Source organism: Tenacibaculum sp. 190524A05c, from assembly GCF_964036595.1.
GTDB lineage: Bacteria > Bacteroidota > Bacteroidia > Flavobacteriales > Flavobacteriaceae > Polaribacter > Polaribacter platacis.
This window is the reverse complement of sequence record NZ_OZ038523.1, coordinates 746,009-768,080: the sequence shown is the minus strand read 5'-3', so window position 1 is coordinate 768,080 and position 22,072 is coordinate 746,009. Positions and strand designations below refer to the sequence as shown.

The 22,072-nt window shown below is 28.0% G+C and carries 24 protein-coding genes and 1 pseudogene; all 25 read right to left on the bottom strand.

What is annotated here, in order from left to right:
• Positions 1-101: 101 nt before the first annotated feature.
• Positions 102-830: a hypothetical protein gene (locus tag ABNT61_RS03415; protein ID WP_348744869.1), complete on the bottom strand. Its 729-nt coding sequence runs from the start codon at positions 828-830 to the stop codon at positions 102-104.
• A gap of 73 nt (positions 831-903) precedes the next feature.
• Positions 904-2,139: pseudogene (locus ABNT61_RS03410) on the bottom strand (serine hydrolase); the annotation flags it as partial.
• A gap of 14 nt (positions 2,140-2,153) precedes the next feature.
• Positions 2,154-2,369 (bottom strand): hypothetical protein, encoded by a 216-nt coding sequence (locus ABNT61_RS03405; protein WP_348744868.1) that lies wholly within the window; start codon positions 2,367-2,369, stop codon positions 2,154-2,156.
• A gap of 76 nt (positions 2,370-2,445) precedes the next feature.
• A complete protein-coding gene (locus ABNT61_RS03400) occupies positions 2,446-5,292 on the bottom strand; it encodes an alpha/beta hydrolase family protein (RefSeq protein ID WP_348744867.1) in 2,847 nt (948 codons plus the stop codon).
• A 148-nt stretch (positions 5,293-5,440) separates the two neighbouring features.
• On the bottom strand, positions 5,441-5,887 hold the full coding sequence (locus tag ABNT61_RS03395; protein ID WP_348744866.1) for a GNAT family N-acetyltransferase: 447 nt from the start codon (positions 5,885-5,887) through the stop codon (positions 5,441-5,443).
• A gap of 61 nt (positions 5,888-5,948) precedes the next feature.
• A complete protein-coding gene (locus tag ABNT61_RS03390) occupies positions 5,949-6,779 on the bottom strand; it encodes a DUF4261 domain-containing protein (RefSeq protein ID WP_348744865.1) in 831 nt (276 codons plus the stop codon).
• Positions 6,780-6,871: 92 nt separating this feature from the next.
• Complete coding sequence (locus ABNT61_RS03385) at positions 6,872-7,372, bottom strand: hypothetical protein (protein WP_348744864.1); 501 nt, start codon at positions 7,370-7,372, stop codon at positions 6,872-6,874.
• A 49-nt stretch (positions 7,373-7,421) separates the two neighbouring features.
• Complete coding sequence (locus tag ABNT61_RS03380) at positions 7,422-7,892, bottom strand: hypothetical protein (RefSeq protein ID WP_348744863.1); 471 nt, start codon at positions 7,890-7,892, stop codon at positions 7,422-7,424.
• Positions 7,893-7,933: 41 nt separating this feature from the next.
• Entirely contained in the window at positions 7,934-8,287 is a 354-nt protein-coding gene (locus ABNT61_RS03375) for a hypothetical protein (protein ID WP_348744862.1), read from the bottom strand.
• Positions 8,288-8,419: 132 nt separating this feature from the next.
• A complete protein-coding gene (locus tag ABNT61_RS03370; RefSeq protein WP_348744861.1) occupies positions 8,420-8,752 on the bottom strand; it encodes a hypothetical protein in 333 nt (110 codons plus the stop codon).
• A gap of 111 nt (positions 8,753-8,863) precedes the next feature.
• Complete coding sequence (locus ABNT61_RS03365; protein ID WP_348744860.1) at positions 8,864-9,256, bottom strand: hypothetical protein; 393 nt, start codon at positions 9,254-9,256, stop codon at positions 8,864-8,866.
• A 132-nt stretch (positions 9,257-9,388) separates the two neighbouring features.
• The gene (locus tag ABNT61_RS03360) at positions 9,389-10,066 is read right to left on the bottom strand and encodes a type II CAAX endopeptidase family protein (protein ID WP_348744859.1); all 678 of its coding nucleotides are present in this window, start codon (positions 10,064-10,066) and stop codon (positions 9,389-9,391) included.
• A gap of 205 nt (positions 10,067-10,271) precedes the next feature.
• Positions 10,272-11,240, bottom strand: coding sequence for a hypothetical protein (locus tag ABNT61_RS03355; protein ID WP_348744858.1), 969 nt, complete (start codon positions 11,238-11,240; stop codon positions 10,272-10,274).
• 497 nt (positions 11,241-11,737) lie between these two features.
• Complete coding sequence (locus ABNT61_RS03350; RefSeq protein WP_348744857.1) at positions 11,738-12,943, bottom strand: S41 family peptidase; 1,206 nt, start codon at positions 12,941-12,943, stop codon at positions 11,738-11,740.
• 121 nt (positions 12,944-13,064) lie between these two features.
• The gene (locus tag ABNT61_RS03345; RefSeq protein ID WP_348744856.1) at positions 13,065-14,156 is read right to left on the bottom strand and encodes a helix-turn-helix domain-containing protein; all 1,092 of its coding nucleotides are present in this window, start codon (positions 14,154-14,156) and stop codon (positions 13,065-13,067) included.
• A gap of 24 nt (positions 14,157-14,180) precedes the next feature.
• A complete protein-coding gene (locus tag ABNT61_RS03340; RefSeq protein ID WP_348744855.1) occupies positions 14,181-14,672 on the bottom strand; it encodes a hypothetical protein in 492 nt (163 codons plus the stop codon).
• Positions 14,673-14,811: 139 nt separating this feature from the next.
• Positions 14,812-15,348, bottom strand: coding sequence for a hypothetical protein (locus ABNT61_RS03335; RefSeq protein WP_348744854.1), 537 nt, complete (start codon positions 15,346-15,348; stop codon positions 14,812-14,814).
• Positions 15,349-15,430: 82 nt separating this feature from the next.
• On the bottom strand, positions 15,431-16,246 hold the full coding sequence (locus ABNT61_RS03330) for a hypothetical protein (RefSeq protein WP_348744853.1): 816 nt from the start codon (positions 16,244-16,246) through the stop codon (positions 15,431-15,433).
• An 82-nt stretch (positions 16,247-16,328) separates the two neighbouring features.
• Positions 16,329-17,018, bottom strand: a complete 690-nt coding sequence (locus ABNT61_RS03325; protein WP_348744852.1) for a glyoxalase — start codon at positions 17,016-17,018, stop codon at positions 16,329-16,331.
• A gap of 170 nt (positions 17,019-17,188) precedes the next feature.
• Entirely contained in the window at positions 17,189-17,938 is a 750-nt protein-coding gene (locus tag ABNT61_RS03320; RefSeq protein WP_348744851.1) for a hypothetical protein, read from the bottom strand.
• Positions 17,939-18,159: 221 nt separating this feature from the next.
• Positions 18,160-18,705 (bottom strand): hypothetical protein, encoded by a 546-nt coding sequence (locus ABNT61_RS03315; RefSeq protein ID WP_348744850.1) that lies wholly within the window; start codon positions 18,703-18,705, stop codon positions 18,160-18,162.
• 151 nt (positions 18,706-18,856) lie between these two features.
• Entirely contained in the window at positions 18,857-19,846 is a 990-nt protein-coding gene (locus ABNT61_RS03310; protein WP_348744849.1) for an SH3 domain-containing protein, read from the bottom strand.
• A 115-nt stretch (positions 19,847-19,961) separates the two neighbouring features.
• Complete coding sequence (locus tag ABNT61_RS03305) at positions 19,962-20,423, bottom strand: hypothetical protein (protein WP_348744848.1); 462 nt, start codon at positions 20,421-20,423, stop codon at positions 19,962-19,964.
• A gap of 158 nt (positions 20,424-20,581) precedes the next feature.
• On the bottom strand, positions 20,582-21,178 hold the full coding sequence (locus tag ABNT61_RS03300; protein ID WP_348744847.1) for a hypothetical protein: 597 nt from the start codon (positions 21,176-21,178) through the stop codon (positions 20,582-20,584).
• An 88-nt stretch (positions 21,179-21,266) separates the two neighbouring features.
• Positions 21,267-22,064, bottom strand: a complete 798-nt coding sequence (locus ABNT61_RS03295; RefSeq protein WP_348744846.1) for a M949_RS01915 family surface polysaccharide biosynthesis protein — start codon at positions 22,062-22,064, stop codon at positions 21,267-21,269.
• Between the last annotated feature and the right edge of the window lie 8 nt (positions 22,065-22,072).

Here is a 22,072-nt window from a genome sequence, read left to right as displayed (position 1 = left end):
TTTTGGATCTAATATTTAATTGAATAAATATATTGATATCTCTTGAGTAAGAAAAATAATTAAAGTTATACGAATAGTGGAGGAGTTCCTAAATTTTAATTTTATTGAGGCTCTAATGAACTTCTTTCTAATTTTTCTAATCTAGAATATAAGATTTGCTCATTCACTTCTAATAAATTTATAAGATTCAAAGCAACAAAAATAGCAACACCTATAGTTCCTTTGTGATCATCACTAAACTCTATTTGTAAAGCAATGTTACTTACTTGATCATCATTTGATATGCCTTCAGGATCATTCCAAGTTCCAGAAACTTTAGTTTCCGTCATTGCTTTTAAAAAAGAAAAAGTATCTACTTTATTTTCCGGTAAAATGATCGTTAGAATTTCTTCACGCTCACGTTTTAGATCAATATTTATTGTCGAATCTCCATATAGAGCTATGTAGAGTACATCTTTCGCTTCTTCGAGTAATTTCTCTCCGAGAGTTGTTCGTTGAAAGGATTCAATGCTATTTAGGCCTAAATGTGATGGATGTATAAGGAAACCAGATTCTTCTAAATAAACTCTATCTATATTTTTATAATTATCAATAAAGTCAAATAACATTTTAGTGTTGAAATTCTTTGCTTTGATACGATGCAATCGTTTTTTTAAAGCATTAAATTTATCTCTTTGCTCATGTAAGCTATGTCTCTCGCAGGTTAAATAAATTATCTGATCTATAAGCCAATCTTTATCTTTTTTGTAGAGTTCGGCTCGAATTTTAGCTTCTAATTCAGGAAATAAATCGTCTTGAGCTTTTTTAACAATTCTATGTATAGAATCCATTTTATCTTAATCTTGGTTGGTTAGAGCTAATTAACGAAAGAAATCTAAAAATAAGATTATAGATTTTGAATAATTAATTCTCATTTAACCATTGTTGAGCTTCATTTGTATACCAATTTTTAGAAAAATTCCTAGCATTAACAATACGCTCAAAATAGTATTTTGCTAATTCCTTGTTTCCTTTTCTAGCATAGAAGGTCCCCAAATATAAATTGGCATAAGGATTATGAGGTTCTTTTTCAAGAAGCATTTTTCCAATGTTTTGAATTTGGATATCAAAATCATTGAATTCATCAAGTTCCCTATAAAATGCCACGTCTTTTAAAAATGTAAGATTATGAAGCAAGGTTAAATCTGCATATTCCAAATAATCGGGATTTTCATAAAAAACAGATTTTAAAAGTTGTGCACTCGATTGTATTTTTTTCGCATCAAACCTAGCCATGTAAGATTCCGCTAAAGCTTGAGCCAATAGTTTTTTATAATAAAAGGTTTTATGAGAATTTTGATTCCGTGAGATAGAATCTGGTTTTTCAAATAAGTTCATTTTATCAAGTTTGAAGATATAGTTTTTTAAAAAACTCATTGCAAATAGGGAAGTAGTAACATCTCCATAAATTAAACGAGCAGGATCGCTTAAAAGGTTATTATTGGCTAAAATGGTAAGAGAGATATTTTGAGCTGGAATTTTCACTAATAAACTTGAATAGCAATCATATTGTCCGTATGCCCAAACAATATCTAAGTTTTCAAATTGTTGATTAAAAATCCCATATCCGTACGGTAAAGCTTTCTCAAAAGATGAAAACATGAGATTTTTTGATTCTTTAGTTATAATGGTGTTCTTGTCTAAAGCATTATTAAAAACAGATAAATCATCCAGATTAGAAACTATACCGGCTGAAGAAGAATATCCATAATCTATAAATCCATTTGCTACATCATTATCTAACATATATGGTTTGGCAATTCTTTCAATTTGAGTTGAATCTTTTAATAAAAAAGTGTTCTTAAGTTGTAATGGAAGGAAGATTTCTTTTTTCATTAATTCCGCAAAAGAAGTACCCGAAGCTTGTTCAATTACTTTAGTTAATAATCCAAATCGTGAACTATAGTAGAATTCCTTTCCAATGTTTCCCTGAGAAGTATGCGATAAGACATGTTTTACTTTTATGGAATCATTTAATATTGATTTCGATAAGTATGTATTAATAGAATCATCCAATGAAAGTTTTCCTTGTTCTACTAATTTCATTATCAATATAGCAGAATAAACCTTAGTGATTGAAGCAATTGGAAATAGGGTAGAAGCTTCAAGTTTTGTTACGTTTTTATATCAGATACTCCAAAGTGTTTTTTATAAATCGGTTGTCCGTTTTCTTCAATAGAGACAGCAAGACCAGGAATTTTAAAATATTCCTTTAATTCCAAAAGCTCTGAAGTAAATCGTTCTTCTGTTTTATCTAGTTTTTGTTCTTTCTGAGAACAGGAAATAGATATTATAAGTATTGCTAAAACAATATTAAACGATAGTTTCATTGGGGTTTATTAATTGGTTTTACATAGTATCTTGTGCTACTTGTTTTTCTTAACATTAATGAAACCTCTTTATCAATTATTTCCATTTTGGAAGAGTTTTTTTATCCTTTTTATTTTTTAAAACCTCTTTTTTGGGTATATATGGTAACTCTTCAATCATCCATTTTTTCGGTTTCTCTCCTTTTAAATAGTGATCAAAATACTCTTTTAACCTTCTTTGAATATCCAATCTATTTTCTTCTTTCCTTAGTCCATGTCCTTCTCCTTTGTATGAAAGAAAAACCACAGGCTTTTTCAAAAATCGCAATATACTGTAAAACCCAAATGAATGCTCCCATTGCACTACATTATCCGCTGTCCCATGAAATAACATGAGAGGTGTATTCATGTTCTGCGCTTGAAAAACAGCAGATTCTCTAAGATACATTTCTGTATTAGATGTAGGGTCTGTTCCTAAACGACCTTGACCAGTCATATAATAATCTTGTTCGTTACTACCATTCCAGACAATATCTATATTGAATCCTTGTACGAGATTACTAACACCAGCACCAGCAGCAATAGCGGCAAATTTATTTTTTTGTGTAGAAATATACATTCCACAATGCCCACCAAAACTAAATCCTTCATAACCAATTCTTTTATCATCTACATATCCTAGTTCTATAACTTTTTCAATTGCAGCATTTATACATTCATGCATATCAGAGTGTGGAGTTCCAACATTAAAATGAATATCAGGTTTTAAATATAGATATCCATTAGATACATAAAGCATTTCGGTTGTATTAGCACCACTTATATAGGGTGTTGAATAATGATATAATCTATCGGAAACTTTTTCATATGACCAAACAATCATAGGGAGCTTCTTTCCTTTTTTATAATTTTCTGGTATACTTAGAGTGGCTTGTAGAGGAATGCCATCTTCATTCGTATAATCAATTAATATTCGTTTACCCCAATTAAAAAGTTTTTGTTGAGGGTTTGTATTTGTTATTTTCTTTGATTTTTTAAAATCAGATGAACTTAAATATGATTCTGGATAATTTTGATAATCTCCTTTAGTATAAATTATAGTATTAGAACTTTTACTTTTGATAATATCATTCCTTCTCCAAGTCTGAGAAAAATTTGAAGGCTCAAAAATTAGTTTTGTTAGTTGATTATTATTCAAATTATAATAACCCGAATACTTTGTTTGAGGGTTAAATGCATATAGATAAATAGGCGAAGAAAGGTCAATATAGCGATCTTCAATATTTGATTCCTCTTTGAAATTATAATTTTCAAGTCTGTAGCGAATTGAAGTGTTTTTAGCAACCGATCCTGTAAGATTCTTGGCTGTTGATAATTTGTCTAAAGGCAGTTCCCATAAATCATACTTATGATTTACTACTATTGTATTCTTATTTTTAACCCAACCTACAAATCCATAGCTAGGAACATAACCAAATTGATCATAATCTTTATTTATAAAAGAAATGTTAAGTTCTTTCGTTATATTAACCTTTACGTTAGTATTAAAATCATAAACCCAAAAGTGACTACCGTCCCAGAGTAACAGCTTTTTCCCATCAGGTGATATTTCATAATTAGGACTAGTATAAGATCTACTGAGCTTCTTATGTATTAGTTTTTTTTCTCCAGTTTTAAGATTGATGCTATATAAATCATGTTTTTTAACATCCCAATCTGAAATGTATTTTTGATTATCTAAACCAACTGCCCATTGGTCAGTTCCCTTACTATAATTTAATTCCTGAATATTATCATCGGTTAGTTGAGTAATTGTATTAGACTTTCGAAAAAAAATAGCGTCAAATGTTTGATCTGCCTTTTTATCATATTCCATCATTCGTTCAGATAGTAGTTTTTTATCTTTACTATGCCAAACTTGAACAGTTGATTTTTTTTCTACTTTGGTTTTACCTTTTTTTTGCTTTTTCTTTTTAACGTATTTCTTAATTTTCACAAAGAATCTTTCCCCATCATTACTCCATGTTATTTTATTCGAGTTTGTCCCTTTTTTAATGGCAAAGCTAAAATTATTCTTAAAGCCTTTTATATCCTTTGAACAATACTCAATTATGTTACTCCCTGAATTATTTACTTGATTAACTGTAACGAGATTTATATTAGAATAATCGACCTCATTATCCACATTTTTATATCTGTAAAATGCAATAGAAGTTTTATCCTTATTCCAAGAAAGATTACTGAATAAAGAATTACCAGTTTGTAATGCCCGTGTTGTCTTTTTTTCTAAAGAATATACATATACACCATTACCTCGTTTATCATCAGAAGCAATTGTATATGCAACATAATCTGATTTTTCATCAATAATATACTCTCCAATGTTTCCTACATAATGCTCTATTCGTTTCTCCAAATCATAAATTAATAAACTGTTTTTGTCAGAAGTAATAAAGTAATTTTTATGTTCTAAAAATTGATAACTAGCGTTAGATTCATATTTGATAGAAAAACCTGATTCTAGATGTTTCAGTTCGATATAATTTTTCGTCTGGACTTTTTTATTATTCTTCTTTTTTTTCGACTCCGGTTTAATCTGATAAGCAATCCATTCCGAAGAATAAGAAAAAACAGGATTATTGGCATATGGAATTTGATATTTCAATCCAGTTTCTGTATTGAAAACATAAAGAATATCTGTTTGATTGTCTTCTCCATAAGACAATTTTACTTTTTTTTCAATGATAGAGTCTTTAATGAATTCGGACTTGTCTAATAATTTGTAGTTTGTTGTATACCATTTTCCGTTATCAGATAAAGTAGTTGAATGTGTTCTCCATTGTCTGATGTCCTTAAAAGTAAGGGATTGATTTTTTTGAGCAAATAGATGTTGAGCTAAAAAAATTACAATAATAGTGGTTAATAAGTTGATTCTTTTTTTCATATTATATATCAGATCATCCAATTTTTGATCAATGTATTTAAGAGTTTTATTTAAAAGAAGAAGAAAACCTTTTTCTATTTTAACGAAAGATAATTAATAAGTTTGAATTATAGATTTATCCTTTAATTCGAAAGTAATGTTGTGTTACTTAATGAGAATACACATTCTTATTATGTAATTCCATCCAGTTTGTTGAATCCGCTAAGTCTGTCCAACCGTATTTTCTATATAGTTCATGAGCATCACCTGTGAGTAAAATCCATCTGCGTAATCCTTGAAGTTCAGGAAAACTCATAATAGTTTCCATTAACCATTTTGAAAGACCTTTTCCACGGTGTTCTTCTAATATGTAAACATCTCCTAAGTAAGCTATTGTTGAGAAATCTGAGATTACTCTTGCAAATCCTATTTGTTTACTATTCTTATACAGTCCGAAACAAAGTGAATTCTTAATAGAAACTTCTACTTTTTCCTTAGGAATGTTTAAAGACCAATATGCTTTAGTTGATAAAAAATTATGAATAGCATCAATATCTAATTGAGATTGATCATTAGAAATAGAATACTCGTCTTTTTGTAGTAAAATTGTTTTCATAGAGTTTTTGAGTGAAAGTTATCATGAAGTCGTTCTCATTTTGAGAATTTATAAAAGACTTTTAAAACTTAATTTTTAATGTGTTTCCTCCTAAAAACTTACCTTTTGATTCCGATATTTTTAGTTTTTGTTCTGCAGATAAACCAATAGTTTCACCGTCTCTTAACGTCACATTATAAGCAATTACATAGTGAGTAATGTTAAACATCATTTCATTGATTTCTTGAATGGATTTATTTGAATCTATAATCTCCATTTCCATTTTTCCAAAATCAGATAGGCCATAGGTGTAAACAGATTGTTTTCCGTTTAATTGCTTTATTCCAAAGTAAATCCAATTGTATAAAGGAAGATCTTCTTCCGTCATCATTTCCACATTTGCGAGGTAAAAATCTTTTTTCAGAACTAAAGTTCTTCCTCCAATATAAATACCTAATGATGAACTGTTGTTCATAACTGCTGAAGCTATTTTACTGTATAATACATTTTCTTGTACAGGATTTTTGCCTGCATTCATAATTGAAACAACAATATGACCTTTATGTTTAGATGCTTCCTGAGCTCCATTTTTCCAGAAATAATTGAATTCTGCGGCGTTTTCAACTTCTTTTCCTGGAATAGGAGCGGCAATATTTGCTATTACAATTCTGTAATCATTTATTAATAATACGGCAGCTTTATCATCAGATTCACTCTCATCAACTTTTAATTTCCATTTCGTTCGTAATTCATTTATAGTTTTTTTCAAGTCAAATGAGTTAGGATCTTCTAAAAGAACCATCCCTAGAATTACCGAACTTGAATTGGTAGTTTTCTTTTTATCTTTCTTTATGAAGCTAAATAAGCCTAATGATAGCATACCTAGTAAAATTAAAGTAATTGTCTTTTTCATGAAATGTTTTAAATAGTGATTAATGTAGTCTTTCCATTGTTAGTGAAAGATATGTAATAAGATCGAGTTTTGTTATTAGAGTTTACAGGTTTTTATAAGTTAGCATGTATTTCACAGTTAAAGTCAAAAACTTCTTTAATATTATTCATTGAAATAGTAATTTTCGAATACTTACCGGTTATATTGGTTTTACAATCTTTATAAGTTAAAATTAAATCACTGATTTTATTAATAATAGAGATATATTCTTCGTTACTTATTCTTGTTTTATTATCAGATTTAAAAACTTTATTAAAATTATTTTTAAGCCAATTCTCTTCTGAATTTGATAAAACTGATGTTTTATCATACTTTAAAACAAGCTCAGTAACATTATCAATTTTAATTAATTGTAGTTTTTCTTTTTCTCTTATGATTACTAATCTTTGCCAGACATTATGAAAAGCACCTCCTTTTTTTAAATCAATAATCAAAGAATCCTTTTGTTTGAGATTTTTAGGATTCTTTAATCTTTTGAAATGAATATTTTGACTATTCAGTTCAAAAATATTCCCTAATAAAAGTAGCGTAAGAATTATTGTTAACTTTTTCATTGCTAAGTTAGAAAGTTTGGAAAAAATGAAATTACCGAATCTTATTTTATTACTTACATATGATCCCGTTTTGAGAAATTTTTTGCCCATCTTTGGTAGTCATTGTTGCTCTATAAGACATACAGTTATTTTCAATTTTTGTTTTTGTAACAACAATTCCATTATTGTCATTAACCCATTTCTTTTCATCATTTAATTTCGATTTTGTAGCGTCATAAGTTAATCGATACGTACAGTCATCTAACCATTCAATTATTTCATATTCTGGTTTTCCATTTCCTATTCCATTAGTCCATTCAATTTGAGTGTTTTTATCTCGAACGACAATCCATTTTTTGATGGATAAGTCGCGTTTTTGAATCATTTCCGCAATACTATCATTTGCTTCAATTCTATATTTATTAATTTCTTCTGTAGTTGGAATATAGAATGTTCCAATCTTAAAGTCATCACAAGTTAGTTTTTGAGTCCAAGAGTTAATACCAATTAATAGTACTATTAAGAATAAGACTTTTTTCATTTCCATAATTTTAACTTAATACATTAATTATATGATGTATTCTACCAATCTCTCCATTGTTCAGTGATATCCTCATTTTTATTGTTATAACCTTTAAGACTACCAGCTATAATTATTATTTCAGCTAGTTGTTCTCTTTGGTCTGTTTCTATTATTTCATACTCACATTCTTCATTTAGCTTATTTAATTCAATAACCACTTTTTTAACACTTTGCATTCCAATTTCGCGTGAATCTGAATTGGATATTTCTGAAAGGAAATTGTTCATTATAGATATACACTTTTCAACATCAGATTCGGTGTATTCTGTTTCTCCTGGTTCAATGTAATCAATCATTCCAATTTTTACATTCTCCAAAATCTCTTTAATCTCTTTGTTTTCTTTTAAGTTCATTTTATCTTTTTTGTTTATTTCTTTTTAAGCTTGGTTTTGTTAAATTCTATTTACAGTATTTCGGAAAAGATAATTAATAATAATGAGTTCTCAGAGGGAATTAATTATACATTTTGGCATATAATGTATATTCTATACTAATTCCATTTTACCATTAATAATTCTAGTTTGCAAGGGATTTCCCATATTTGAAGGATTCCATCCTAAATCATAAGCCTGCAATATCCAATTAGAAATGTCAGATGGTTTTATCGGATTTACTGATTTTGTTTCTATATCATTAGGATGATTACGATCCGAAATAATGAACAAGCTAGCTCCTGGGTTCTCTTCTAATTCAATAGCAATATGTAATTTACCATTTCCAAAAACCGTTTGAGAATATGTTCCCTTTTTTCGAATAAGCCATTTATACTTCTCGTTATTTACAATTATTTTTCTTGATCCTTTTTTAGGTATAGCCATTACATCTTATTCTATAATATATTTGAACATAGTTTATACAGGACTAGGAGGGAAGTCATTTTTCTTTTTCACCGAAAGATAACTAATAGGATTAAGTTTCCGTTGAGTTTCTTAGTCGTATTTTTCTGATTTAAGAAATTCAGCTCGATTATTCAGATTATCTGTCATTTTAATCTCAATAGGTTTGTTATTACTAATAATCCATGCTTTATTTCCTATATCACTGCTTTGAAGAACGATTGTATCTCCTATTTTAGTCCAACCGACTGACCATTTACTAAAATCGCCAACTCCAGTATTCAATTGAGTTACCTTATTACTTTTTATATCGAAAATATGAATAATTACATCAGCGTAATTGTCTGCATTTTTATCAGTTCTATTTACGGTTGTTTTAATTTCAAAATTGCCAGTAGGTGATTTAATCAATTCACTTTCATAGTTCCTTTTAAAACAACTTGTTAAAGTCAAAATAGATATTATTAAAGCTACATAGTTTTTCATTTTAAGATATTTCATAATTTATTGCATAGTATTTAAATTACTGCGGAAAAGATAATTAATAAGATTTAAATTTAGCTATGGTATCTAAGCTTTGATATAGTTGTAATTAAATGGAGCATTTGTTTTTATATGTTAAACAATGCAAGCCATTACATTCCAAAAAACATGAAATAGGATAGAAGGACCAATCGATTTAGATTTTAAGTATAGAGTTCCAGATATTAAGCCTCCAAAAAATGTTAAATAGAACAAATGCCAATTTTCATTTGATGATCCTAATATTAAATTCATATAAGGAGAATGAATTGAAGCAAACATCAAAGAAGCAAACAAAATTGCAATTACTTCATTCGTTGTCTTCTGTAAATAATTTTGGATATATTCTCTAAAAATCAATTCTTCTCCAATGGGTATCATTAGTATCACAGGAATAATATTGATATTCTTAAATTTTGGTAAACCATCAAATCTATAAGCTATATGGTATTCTGTTTCAAAGAATAAATTGTAAATCCAATTTAGAGGTGTTTGAATAAAGACAAATGAAATTCCAATTATTACCCCAAATACATACCATTTTAGTTGAGTATCCACAATCAAATTTTTGAAAGTCATCTTTCTAATGAAATACATAAAAATCAAAACACTTATTAGCTGAAGTGTTCCTTGGATTAAAAGATAATACTCGTAATAGTTCTCAATACCAAGTATTTTAGCTAAAAAAATCCAAGAACCAAAAAGTTCAATTCCTATGAGATAGAGAATAGTTGCCAATATGGCATTTAGAATGCTTATTAATCCGTTTTTCAATATCATTCTTTTAGTGCTATGTATACATCGGCTTTTTTATTCATTCTTCTTTCAACTCTTTATATATTAGTCTTAGCGCTGTGTAGTATTCAATTTTATTAAAAATATTCGATTTCATATGTTTTAATTCTTCAAGAACCAATTTATTATCTAAACATTTTTGTTTCAAACAATCACTGAAAAAATTAAAGTCCATTGAATTTCTTTATATAGCTAATTTACCAAGTTCATAATGATATGTAATAGGTAATTCAATTTTTTCAGGACTTAATTCTGATGCTTCAACAAATTCTATTTTGAAAATAGTTTTTTCAGCTTCAGTTTTACTTCTTGGAGATTGAGGTTCGAACAATTCCTTTACATACTCTTTGATTTCTTTCAATCCTGTTTTTAGATCTCTATAAAATCGATCAATAAAGTTTTGATATCTTAGATGATCATTTTTTTTTGAATATATTATTAATAAGGAATCTTTATCATAAATATAGTCAGATTCAAATATTGATTCAAAAAACACTTCTGAAATATTTAATATTTCATTAAAACTTTTATTTTCTATTAAACTTTCTAAAGTGTCAATTTTTTTAATGAATTTTGAAAGAATCCGTTTAAGTTTATTTAATATTTTGTCAAAATAATAGTTAAGAAATTCTTTATGTCTTGAAATTATTTCTGAAATCAAAAATTCCATAGATTCAAATTTGAAATTATTCTCTCTATGATATTTTAAATAAGTTATTTTACTATCTCCTCCATTGTAACCAAATAGACATGAGCTAATTAGTTCTCCATTTCCATTCTCTCTTCTAATTGGATGTCCTACCAATTCATTCCTAATATTTCTATTTATAGTGTAGTTTGGATCTTTTTTTAAATCTCCTTTGTTGATTCTTAATTTAAAAAGTCTTAATAATTCTTCGATAAAATCTTGTTGAACATATATACTTTGTAAAAGACTTATTTGATTTGAAAACCGGATACTATTTGATTCTGAATTAGAATATTGGAGTATTATGACGTTAGTGTCAAGAAAATATCCGAATATATCTCCGAAATAATTAGTTCTTGCTTCGAAATCAAATTTTATTTCTTTTTTGCAGAAATCATATTCCCAAATGAATTGATTCCAAACATTTTTTATTTGCTCGAGTTTATATTCAAAGTCCTCTTTCATATTTTTTGATTTCAAATAACGGATTTATTTATAAGATTCACGGGAAAAGGAGGGAAGTCATTTTCCTTTTTCGCCGAAAGATAATTAATAAGATTGAATATTAGATGTGGAGATTAATCAATATTGATATACTAAAGAAACCAATAATAAAAGTTAACAAATACCCCAAAAGTGACTATAATGACGAATGCGGTATAGCTTTTTCTAATTGTAATTTTACTATTCATTAACTTGAGTCCATAATAAAGATTAATAAAACTCAAAACTATATTTGTAAATAAAACCCAATCAGGATATCTAAGAGCAAAAAGTATGTTTGTATAGTGATAGTAATAATAGAACATAGACATTTCCCGAATCCAGAGGAGTGAAAGTAAAATTTGTAGTAATCCAAAAAATATATTTTTTCTATTATTCATTTTCATTTATTTGAATGTTGGTGATAGATTATTCCTTAAGTAATCTATAGTTTTAAAATTAAACTAATATACAAACACCTATTTTTTCAGTATATCATTAATAATCCATTGCATCATATTATCGATTCCATTTGAGTAACTTTTCCAATCATATGGTATCTGGACATCTGGTTGTACTCCTTGAGTTACCTGTTCTTGGAATCGGAATAATCGCTTTGAATATGTAACAATTCTCCCAGAATTTTGAAGCGTAAATTCTCCCATATCTTGATAACCTGTTGGATTAGAACCGGTAGGTTCTCCAATAATTTTTGCATTTAACATCTGTCTGAATTGAGAAGCATTACTCGTGGCTGCAGAAAAAGTAACTTTATCCGTTAGCACGTATACTCCAGATTTCCAATCAATGCTATTAGCCAGATTAAGATAATAAGCCAAAAAAGTACCAATAAAAAAATCTCCACCACCATTATTTCTTAAATCAATAACCACTTGCTTAATTTGATTCTTGTTGATGTAATACAAAAGGGAACCTCCAAAGGCTTCCATATCTTGAAAAGAGGGGTAGCTCTCAAATTTGATATAAATCGCTGAAGTGTTTTTAATAGGACTAAACCAAAGATAATCTAGTTTTGAATCTGAAGGTTTTTGTATTTCTGGAACATTTATAGTGAAAGATTCAAATTCGGTTTTTTTATGGTAATCGGTTTTCGCAATTGCTTCTAAAGAAACATTGGTTTTCTCTCCTGTATCGTCTAAAAAAATAAAATCTGCCTTACGTTGATTCTTTGTTAGCTTCAAACCAAAGAGTACTTCAGATTTCATTAAATATTGTCCGGTTCTAATAATCTCTGATTGTTTGTTTTCAATATATTGAGCAACTTTACTTACTTCTTGGGAGACTTTATCAATTGATTCGTTATCAATTTGTATCAAAATTTTACCTAGAAGGTTTTTGTGCTCTTTAGTTGTTTTGATCACTCTCCATTGTCCATTGACATTATAAATTTCAATCGGGAAATTATGGGTTTCAAATCCTCTTAACGAAAATGCTGTATGTCCGTCACCTATTTTTCGAGTCAATCGCATAAGGTCAATGATAACCTCCAGGTCGGTTTTGTTATTAAGGTTTGATTTTATCTGCTGTAATTCCTTTTCAAAATCTGCTTTATTAATTTTATGATAAAGATCGATATGATATTTTTCCAAGTTGCTCTTATAAGTATCAAGATCTTGAGTCCAGCTATCAACATCAATTGATTGCGAATAGGTAATAGAAATCATTAAAAAAGATAGACACGCGATTAAAAATTTAGTCATATTATAATTATTTAGATTTACCGCAAATCTACATTCTGTTTGGGTTAGCGTAGTTCGGAAATCTATACTTATGACAATTTAGAACCTATTTGTTCTTATACTGGTTCGGTGTTAAACCTGTCTCTTTTTTAAAATTGGTATAAAAGGACGTTTTAGAATTGAACCCACATTCCAAACCAATAGAAAGTAAACTATAGTTATCAAATCTCGGATCCTTGATCAATGCTTTGATATCTTTTACCCGATGATAATTGATAAAGTCTGAAAAACTACCAGAAGTATTTTCTTTTATAATTTGAGAAAGATATCCACTACTAATTTCGAGTTGTTCTGCAACATGGTCTCTACTTAGATTTGGATCATGATGAATTTTTTCTTTTTCTATTAAAAGTAGTAGTTTATTAAAGTGGGTGTTTTTAGTATTTCTGTTGCTTGCTAATTGGTTTTTCTCTTTTTTAGCAATTGTTCTAATTTCATATCTATCATTAGATAATTTAAACTGATAAAACCCTTTATAAACTAACCAATAAAGGAAGATAGAAGCAAAGGTCCATAAATATGTAAAAGGTAGTTTTTCCGAATACAAAAATCTATGCAATTCAAATGCAACACCAAATAGCATAAGGATAGAAAAATAAATCCAAAGCTGTCTTAACCATTTTTTACTTGGATTGTCCTTGTGGTGAAGAACTAGCCTGTAGGATAGGATAATTGTATACATCGGAAAGATAACAGACAAAAAACTGATTCCTTTATAAAACTGATCAACATGAGTACAAATAGTTTGAGGTAAACTATATAAATTGAATATGGTACTTAAAGATATGACACTATTAAAAGCACTTAATACAATAAAAAGGAGGTATAGATATTTGATTCCTACTATTTTTTTGGTTTCATCCTCCGATGTTTTGTGAAAAAAATGCAGCAGAGTTACTGGATATAGAAATTGCCAAAGAAATAGATCTAATAAACTAATAATTGTTGGGTTTGAGCCTCTATCCCAAAACCAATTGTTAATACCAACAATAGCAATAATCAATAAAGTATATCCTAAGTAGTTATTATGTTTACTTCTAAAAAATTTTGAGAAAAGAATGACCAAGCTTAAGACTAAACAATGAAGGACGGATAGAAGTGCTATAATTTCTAAAAAAGGGATTTGAATAGATTGCAAGATTTTTTGTTCGTTGGTTTTTAGTTATTCATTATCATATTTTATATAATATTTTTCAAATGATCTATATTTAGATAAGTTAATGGTGTCGAATTCGTCTGACTTTTTACCCCTTTTCACTCCAATATATTTCAGTGCAATATTTATACTAGTTCCTTTAAATAGCGGCTCTTGATCATTATATCCATCCAGGAATATTTCATTTCCGTTTTCAAATATCCGACCGGCTTGAGTACCCAAGCCACCAAAATAATCAGTCGCAACTAATGCAAACTTCTTGATCCCAATATCTTCAGTCATTTTTAAAGTTATATTTATAAAAACACCATCAGGATATCCAAAGAAATCACTGTAATCATCATAAATGTTTAATTTTTTTGCCCAATATTCTGAATGCGATCCGCTTAACCCAATTACTGTAAAGTTATTTTCTGAGAAGAGAATTAAATCATAATATTCAGCTCTTTCTTTATCAATTTTATCTTTTGTTATAATAGCAACTATAGAATGTGGCATTTTCTATTAATTAAACCAAATTTATTTGTTTAACGATTGATTCGGCTTAAAGTTACATTTTTTGTGTAAGAGTTTGTATTAGTAACTAGCGAATTTATTCGGGCGTAGTCGAATCCGCTATAATTGTGGTTGTATATTGTTAGCCACCGAAATATTTAATAAACACTAAAGTATTCAATTTTCCAATTATATTTTCTTTAGTATGATTATACTTATTTGAAAATACCCAAAATTCATATTTCTTTTCGGAATCTTGCCTAACTACTAGTGTCATAGAATCTTCTTCAGATGATATTTTTAATTCAATTTCATCTGTAGGGTGCGAATGATGTGCTGTTAAATTTTCAATTTTTTTTAATTCACTAATAACTCTTGTTAAGTATTCAGGAACTAGTTTCTCACCATTAATTTCAATTTCGATATTAGGTTGGTTTAAAAAGTTAATTAATTCATTTTTGGCAAGTGTTTCAAGACTCCACGCTAAACTAAAACCAATAAACCAATTAAAAGCAAAGAATATCAGTAAAGAAATTCCAGTTATTTTTGATTTTTTCCTCTTTATGTTTTCATTAGAGACAGAATAAACAAAAAAGAAGAATCCGATAATTCCTAATATAAATGACGGAAGCATTATCCAATTTTTCCAAAATGTAGTTAATAAATCGAGAGTTGTCATTTCTTATGGTAGCTAACGTTCCGTGTATGATGACGTAGTATCCCGAAGGGAACAATCCGCTATACACATTGTTGTACGTTTGTTATTTTGTTAATTCATTTATTGTGTTTTCTAAAGCAGGTACCCAACCATTTTTAATGTCATCTTCATTCGTTTTGGCAACTTCTAAATTTTTATTTAAAAGAGGTATAAAATCTTTGTCTTTAATAGTTAAAATTGCTTCAAATAGAAGAGTTCCATAATCTCCATTTTCTAGTTCTTTAGTAATAATGCTCTTAATTCTACTGTCCTTTCTATTTGCCAATCCAACAATAGCTTCTGATTTTGTCTCAAAGTCTGAGTCATTTACCCTGTTCCATAAAGCATTTCTAATATCGGAATTGTCTAGTTCTGATAAACTTCCTATTCCAAAAGTAGCCCAATTTCTGATTGAAGGAGTCTTATCTCTCGTAAATTGAATTAAAACATTGATCGTGTTAATATTTTCTATACCTGATAATGCTGAAATCAAAGCGTGTTTGACTTCTGTGTTTTTAACATTTTTAAATTCTGGAAGTTTTAAAATTTGTTTATCACTCAATTCGTCATTATTATGTCCAATTCCGTGAAAAATTGATTTAAGTACATTGTCTGATTGTTCTTTTTCAAGAAGTTCAAAATGTAACTCTACAGTTTCTTTTTTATTATATCTTGGGTCAAAACCTAATTGTTGTAGTACATCAAGTCCGATAATTTTTTGCTTATCAAAATCGGATTTAGCAAATTCATATGCTTTTCTAAATACCTCTTGATTTGGTCTCTTTCTCAATTCAGAGATATTGTCCCAATATGTTTTTTGAGTCTTATTATTCAATAAGCGATTAAATATTTTTTCAGATGTCCAATTCTTACGTCTCATTTGGTTTTCAGTTAATTTTTTCTTTTTCAAAAGTCAAATCACAATGATATGACCACTTTGTCAAAATGCAATAAACCCCGTATTAATTATTATCAATATTGGTAGTAGTTTTTATTTTTTCATTTCTATATTCTACATGATATTCTCTTTCTTTATTTTCAATAACTGCTTCAAAAGGTTCAGGTTTTATTTTTATTGATGTTGGAAACCAAATGTCCTTTAAATTGTAGTTTGGTAAAAGAAAAATTCCTTCTTGTGAACCATTTGTACCAAACCGTTCAATATCTCCTTTCCAGTATTCTGTTTGTAACTCAGTTCGAAGTTGGTCATTTATTTTTTTAACATTGGATGTGGGCATTCCCATTTCATTTACTCCTAAAACTTTAGAAATGTCAAATTCGTCAGAATCGTCATTATTCAAATCGTATCGCACAATGAATTCAGCAATATTTCCACTTGCATCATAAAAGTAAAATGATTCAGCATTCCAAGAGTCAAATTTTTGAGTTTTTTTACCATTTCCAATATTTATAATTTCAGTTCTTTTTTCCATCCATTCTAAAGCTTCGTTAAGTTTATTTGAAGGGATTAAAAAACAATAATGGTATTTATATTCTCTTTCTTTTTTCTCGAATGATAATTCACTCCAACCAACTTTTACAGAAAAATATTTTTTTTTTCGTTCTAAAACTTCAAAACCTAAAGTTTTGGAATAAAACTCAAATTCTGATTCTAATTGATTAGTATACAGTTTTAACTTCTTAAATTTCATAGTGTATTTTACTTGTTTTTTAAATAACCGGAACGCCTTTGTATAACCTTTTTTTCGGGATTAAAGTTACATTTTTTGTGTAAGAATTTGTATTAGTAACTAGCGAATTGATTTGGAAGATATCGAATAGAGGCTAATTAGGTTTATTCATTGTTTTGTGAAGAACTTTTTCAGAGTTCAATTCCATGTTTTTTCAAAGTGGTATTGAACCAACCTTTATGTTTTTTCCAACTTTGATTGGTTTTTAGTTTTTCGATTGTAATATTTTTATAATCATCATTTTTACTTTCCAATAATATTTTAATAAAAGAGTGCAAATTGAAAACTTCATTGTCGGTTTTAAATTTTGCATTTGGAAAGTCATTTTTTAAATAGTTTTCCAATTCATTCGAGTATTCTGAATAGTAGTGTTTTTTCAAATAATCAAATGCATAAGCATTATTTTCTTTAAAAGCCAATTCCTTAATTCGAGGTAAATAACTTTTTTTATGTTTTCTGTTTTCGAATGTTCTATTATAAAGCAACCAATAAATTTCTTTCTTTGAATAGATAATTACACTATCTAATTTTTCTATAATCAAGTCAGTCGCAAGAGCCTTTTTCATAGCTAAATCTTGTTCGTAATTATTCCCGTTAACTTTTCGAGAAGCTTTAATTCTGATTTTATTCCAATATTCGTGATAAATTATTGATGAAATTGGTTCAATGTCTATTATGCAGCCTTCAAAAGTTTCAACCATTTCATTTTTTTGTAATTCAGTTGATAACATTTCAGGAAGATTTCCTTTACCAGACTGAATAAATTCAATAGAGGTGTAAGTTCGTATTGTAGGGTTGTCGTGTTTTAATAATTCACTTAGTTCTTTTTGAGTTAGTTTTTGTTTTAGATTCTGAAATCTTTTGTATTGTGTACTAGGCATGCAACCGTATCCAATACAATTAGATTCTACTATATTGACTTTAATTATTGAATCAATTAGTTGTTTTTTTGTTTGAGAAGAACAAAAGTTAATTATGAAACTAAATATTATTAGAAGCAATCTTTTCATATTCAGGGAAGATAATTAATAAAATTGAATTTTGTTTAAAGTTCTGAAGTTTCAGGACATTCTAAATTAATTATATACTCTCTTGGGATACTTTATTTTTTTAGTTTTTTATTAATCAATATATCAAATTTCCAAAAGCCTTGTTTTATTTCAAGTTCAATATTTTTGAATGAATTCATATCTTTATAAAAGTCATTCCCAAAATATATATCTTTTATCTTTACTTTATGTAGAATTTGAAAAACCGGAGTACTTTCGGATCGATTTCTTTTGCTTCCAATGATTGAATATCGGTCTATAATTTCATAAGTCTTAAACCTAGACTTAGACTTTTCGAAATAATAATTACTTGTCATAAATAAAGCACAAGTTGTAAATCCCCATATGCTCAGGTTTGTCAAAAAAGCGAAGAAAATAGATGAGAATCCTTTAAGTGAATAGGTCTTTTTGTAATACTTGAAGTCTATTAAAGTTGCAATTAGTCCAACTCCTAATACAATTACAAAAAGAATATAAAGCTCTACAAAGGTTTTTTGATATAGTTCTATAATCCACACGCAAAGTGACATTCCAATTATACTTGTAATTGTATAATAGATATTTCTTTTTTTGTTATAAGTTTTATAATTAAGTTTCATTTTTATGTTCTCGAACGTAATTATATATGATTTTTTGCGGGAATAGGGCGTGAGTTGTTTTCCGATGTTGTGGAAAGATATTTAAAAAGATTGAGATACCGATGAGATCCCGAAACTTCAGTAGAGCCGCAATAAATTATAAAGGTATTACCTATAGTTTTTTTATTTCAGATGTTTTTCCATTCCAGCTAATTTTGGTTTTTTGTTCAGCTCCAATTAGAGTTATTTCGTAGGAATTATTTTTTTCATTCCATTTTATATTCAAAATATCCTCTTCCATAGCAAATTCGTTATTAAGATGGAAATCAAGAACTTTTGTTTTATAAATCACTTTATTTTCCCGATTAGTAAAAATCATAAAAAAATATTCAGGATAACCTAAATGATAAGCTCCATCATAACCATCATACTGACCAACAATTTTAACTTTTTGATTAAGATTCGGTAATTCTTTCGATAAAGAAAAGTCGTGAATATCTATATCTGTGTAATAATATTTTCCGTTGATATTAATTCTATTCCAAACACAGTTAGTGTAATCCCTAAATTTTAGTTTATAAAAAGTTGAGTCAATTCTTACTTGAGTCAAACTATTTAAAATTCCAGCCGGTTTTAAACTATTCAATTTATGGTTTTCGAAAAGCACAATTTTTGTGTTTTGTGGATTAAGAAAGTAAGGAAATTCTTTTGGGTTTAAGATTTCTATATTTGGTTCAATACTTGGTAATTTTTGATTCAGGTATTTTTCAGATATACTATTTGATTTAAAAGTTCCTTCTTGTTGATTATCATAATCGTAAGTTTTATAATATGCTTGTTTTCCAGAATACCAAATTTCAGGTTTTTCGTCTGTCAAGAAACCTCCAAAAACATAGCCTTGTGTATTTTTATTATCAAAACCATATATTTTCAACCATTCTCCATTAATTTCTTTTCCTTCATCTGAAATAACTAAATTTATACCAGTTTTCTTTGAAATATAAGTCATTGTATTTTTTGGAAGATGAAAAATTTTGTTTGACTTTAGTGATGGTTTTTCTCTTACTACTAATCCACTTTCGGCCGTTACATACATTCTTTCTTGTCCAAAATTAAAGATTGTAATTAAAAGAAATATTATTGTGAGAATGCTGTTTTTCATAATTGTAGGCAACTTTTTTGTGGGTGTTTTTTTTGAGGGAAAGATAATTAATAAGATTGAATTTCCTCGGAGAAAATTTAGCCACAATTAATTATGCACGTTGTTGGCAATAGTTTTAAAACATTGTTTTTTTTATTTTCCCGAACTTTAATTCAATTAATTGATCATCAAAAATCAAATAATTTATTTGTTCCTTTTTTGGAACCAAAAATTTCAGGTAAAGATTTTTTGTCTCTAATCCGTTAAATTTTACACTCTTATTTTCAGTGTATAATTTTTCTACAAATCTGTTAACTTTCCATAAAGGTGCTCTAAAATTCTTTTTGTCGTTAACCAGATAGTATTTATCAAATTTTACCACCCTAGAATTTAAACTTTTATTGGTCATTTTAATTTTTAAAGTAATGAATTTGTCATCGTTACTTCTAATATAACCTGGATTATTTGTTGGTTCTGAATATTTAAGTATTGTAAATTCTAAATCATTATCTATTTTATAATTTTCTGATATAATTTCTTTTACAGGGTAACAAGATGATATTATTAATAATGTAAGAATTAGTAATTTCTTTTTCATCGATTTTTTTAATTATTGTAACGTATTTATGTCTAATTTTTTGAATGAAAAGGATGTGAGTTCTTTTCAGATGTTGCGGAAAGATAATTAATAAGATTGAATTGTTACTTAGTAAAGTTAACCAACATTAATTATAAAACTAGTTTAAAAATGTTATTTCAATCTAAATATTCAACATCTGAACGAACTTTACTTCGCCATTTTTTTCCATATTTTTCATCCATAAATCTAAAGATTCGTTCATTGTATATTTTTATACATTCTGCAGTTGGAGGAGTGCAACCAAAATCAAAATATTCTATTCCATAGCTTTTTTCAAACTTAATGTCATATTGAGAATTGCCTGTTGGTACAATTGAGCCGAATAAAAGTAATTTAGGTCTTCCATTTTTCCAATCTTTTTCTGCTTGTTCGGCACTATATTCACAATCAGTATCTATGGTTAGAGTAGTTTTAGTTATTCCTTCATTGGTTTTTATTTTAAAAGTATGATTATTATAACCTGATACAGAGATTTGAATTTCGTAAATTTTATTTGGTTTCAGATTTTTAATTCGAAAAAAACCTAGGCTGTCTGCCATTGTCATTCTCTCTAAAAGAGGCTTTTTACTTTTTAAGAGTTCAATATAAATTTCTGAAATTGGTTTTACACCTGTAATAGAGGATTTTACATATCCTATAATCTCAACTTGAGAATATGAAACTCCATAAATTATTATAAAGGTCAGTTTGAGAAGTAATTTAATTATATTCATTTTCGTTTGCATTGTTTTACAACGTTAAGTATATGAAGCGCAACATCCGGAAAGCTACTATTATTCCATGTAGAATGTTATGCTCATTTTATAACTGTTTAAATTCATCTTTACCAACAAACTTCTTCCATGTTTCTTTCGCAAAGCTTAAGAATTCAGAAGGCTTGTTTTTAAAATCATTTTCGTTTGAGTATCTACCATATAACTCGATTATTCTTTCATATTCCGATAATCCAGTAGTGTCTACTTTTGACAAATCATATTCAAAATCATTCGACATTCTACTTTTATCCATATCTAGAATCATGGTTCCTCTTAGAGCCATTTTTGTTTTATTCTCATGGATAACTACTTTCATACTCGAAGGTGAAACATCACTTCTACAAGTCAATTTATAGGTAATAGTTGTTTCTGTAATTCCGTCATCGTCCAAATCTGTTATTTGTGTCGAATTAGGTAAGTTACCTATCCACAAATCAAAAGGGCAATGTCTTTCAAAATCATAAATGTCCCAAAGTAGTTTAAATTCATTATCCTTTTTCAAATATTGTTCACCATAGAATTCAGCGTATTGTTCATCACCTGAAAATTCAACTTCAAATTCGGTTTCTTTTAATGGTCCTTTCCTAGAAAGAATCAAAATATTTTCTCCATTATTATCTTTCCATTTTTTTGCAACTAATAAGCTCCCTTTTATTTCAATAGATTTAGGTATTTCTGCTGTGGGTATGTCACTAACAAGAAGCTTTGAAGTAGGTTTTTGAAAAGATTTACTTTCATCTGGTTTACTTATCGATTCTTTGGTGCCATGTTCATTGTTTTTAGTCTTACTATTACATGAAAACAATACACTAATAGTTATTATGATAAAAGTAATTTTTCTCATTCAGTATT

What these genes read in the sequence shown, in the direction of transcription:
- ABNT61_RS03320 (WP_348744851.1), bottom strand. Translation starts at nt 17,938, where the DNA reads ATGCCTAGTACACAATACAAAAGATTTCAGAATCTAAAACAAAAACTA.
- ABNT61_RS03400 (WP_348744867.1), bottom strand. Translation starts at nt 5,292, where the DNA reads ATGAAAAAAAGAATCAACTTATTAACCACTATTATTGTAATTTTTTTA.
- ABNT61_RS03350 (WP_348744857.1), bottom strand. Translation starts at nt 12,943, where the DNA reads ATGATTTCTATTACCTATTCGCAATCAATTGATGTTGATAGCTGGACT.
- ABNT61_RS03330 (WP_348744853.1), bottom strand. Translation starts at nt 16,246, where the DNA reads ATGAGACGTAAGAATTGGACATCTGAAAAAATATTTAATCGCTTATTG.
- ABNT61_RS03310 (WP_348744849.1), bottom strand. Translation starts at nt 19,846, where the DNA reads ATGAAAAACAGCATTCTCACAATAATATTTCTTTTAATTACAATCTTT.
- ABNT61_RS03405 (WP_348744868.1), bottom strand. Translation starts at nt 2,369, where the DNA reads ATGAAACTATCGTTTAATATTGTTTTAGCAATACTTATAATATCTATT.
- ABNT61_RS03390 (WP_348744865.1), bottom strand. Translation starts at nt 6,779, where the DNA reads ATGAAAAAGACAATTACTTTAATTTTACTAGGTATGCTATCATTAGGC.
- ABNT61_RS03385 (WP_348744864.1), bottom strand. Translation starts at nt 7,372, where the DNA reads ATGAAAAAGTTAACAATAATTCTTACGCTACTTTTATTAGGGAATATT.
- ABNT61_RS03365 (WP_348744860.1), bottom strand. Translation starts at nt 9,256, where the DNA reads ATGAAAAACTATGTAGCTTTAATAATATCTATTTTGACTTTAACAAGT.
- ABNT61_RS03295 (WP_348744846.1), bottom strand. Translation starts at nt 22,064, where the DNA reads ATGAGAAAAATTACTTTTATCATAATAACTATTAGTGTATTGTTTTCA.
- ABNT61_RS03375 (WP_348744862.1), bottom strand. Translation starts at nt 8,287, where the DNA reads ATGAACTTAAAAGAAAACAAAGAGATTAAAGAGATTTTGGAGAATGTA.
- ABNT61_RS03355 (WP_348744858.1), bottom strand. Translation starts at nt 11,240, where the DNA reads ATGAAAGAGGACTTTGAATATAAACTCGAGCAAATAAAAAATGTTTGG.
- ABNT61_RS03335 (WP_348744854.1), bottom strand. Translation starts at nt 15,348, where the DNA reads ATGACAACTCTCGATTTATTAACTACATTTTGGAAAAATTGGATAATG.
- ABNT61_RS03325 (WP_348744852.1), bottom strand. Translation starts at nt 17,018, where the DNA reads ATGAAATTTAAGAAGTTAAAACTGTATACTAATCAATTAGAATCAGAA.
- ABNT61_RS03380 (WP_348744863.1), bottom strand. Translation starts at nt 7,892, where the DNA reads ATGAAAAAAGTCTTATTCTTAATAGTACTATTAATTGGTATTAACTCT.
- ABNT61_RS03300 (WP_348744847.1), bottom strand. Translation starts at nt 21,178, where the DNA reads ATGAATATAATTAAATTACTTCTCAAACTGACCTTTATAATAATTTAT.
- ABNT61_RS03415 (WP_348744869.1), bottom strand. Translation starts at nt 830, where the DNA reads ATGGATTCTATACATAGAATTGTTAAAAAAGCTCAAGACGATTTATTT.
- ABNT61_RS03305 (WP_348744848.1), bottom strand. Translation starts at nt 20,423, where the DNA reads ATGAAAAAGAAATTACTAATTCTTACATTATTAATAATATCATCTTGT.
- ABNT61_RS03370 (WP_348744861.1), bottom strand. Translation starts at nt 8,752, where the DNA reads ATGGCTATACCTAAAAAAGGATCAAGAAAAATAATTGTAAATAACGAG.
- ABNT61_RS03340 (WP_348744855.1), bottom strand. Translation starts at nt 14,672, where the DNA reads ATGCCACATTCTATAGTTGCTATTATAACAAAAGATAAAATTGATAAA.
- ABNT61_RS03395 (WP_348744866.1), bottom strand. Translation starts at nt 5,887, where the DNA reads ATGAAAACAATTTTACTACAAAAAGACGAGTATTCTATTTCTAATGAT.
- ABNT61_RS03315 (WP_348744850.1), bottom strand. Translation starts at nt 18,705, where the DNA reads ATGAAACTTAATTATAAAACTTATAACAAAAAAAGAAATATCTATTAT.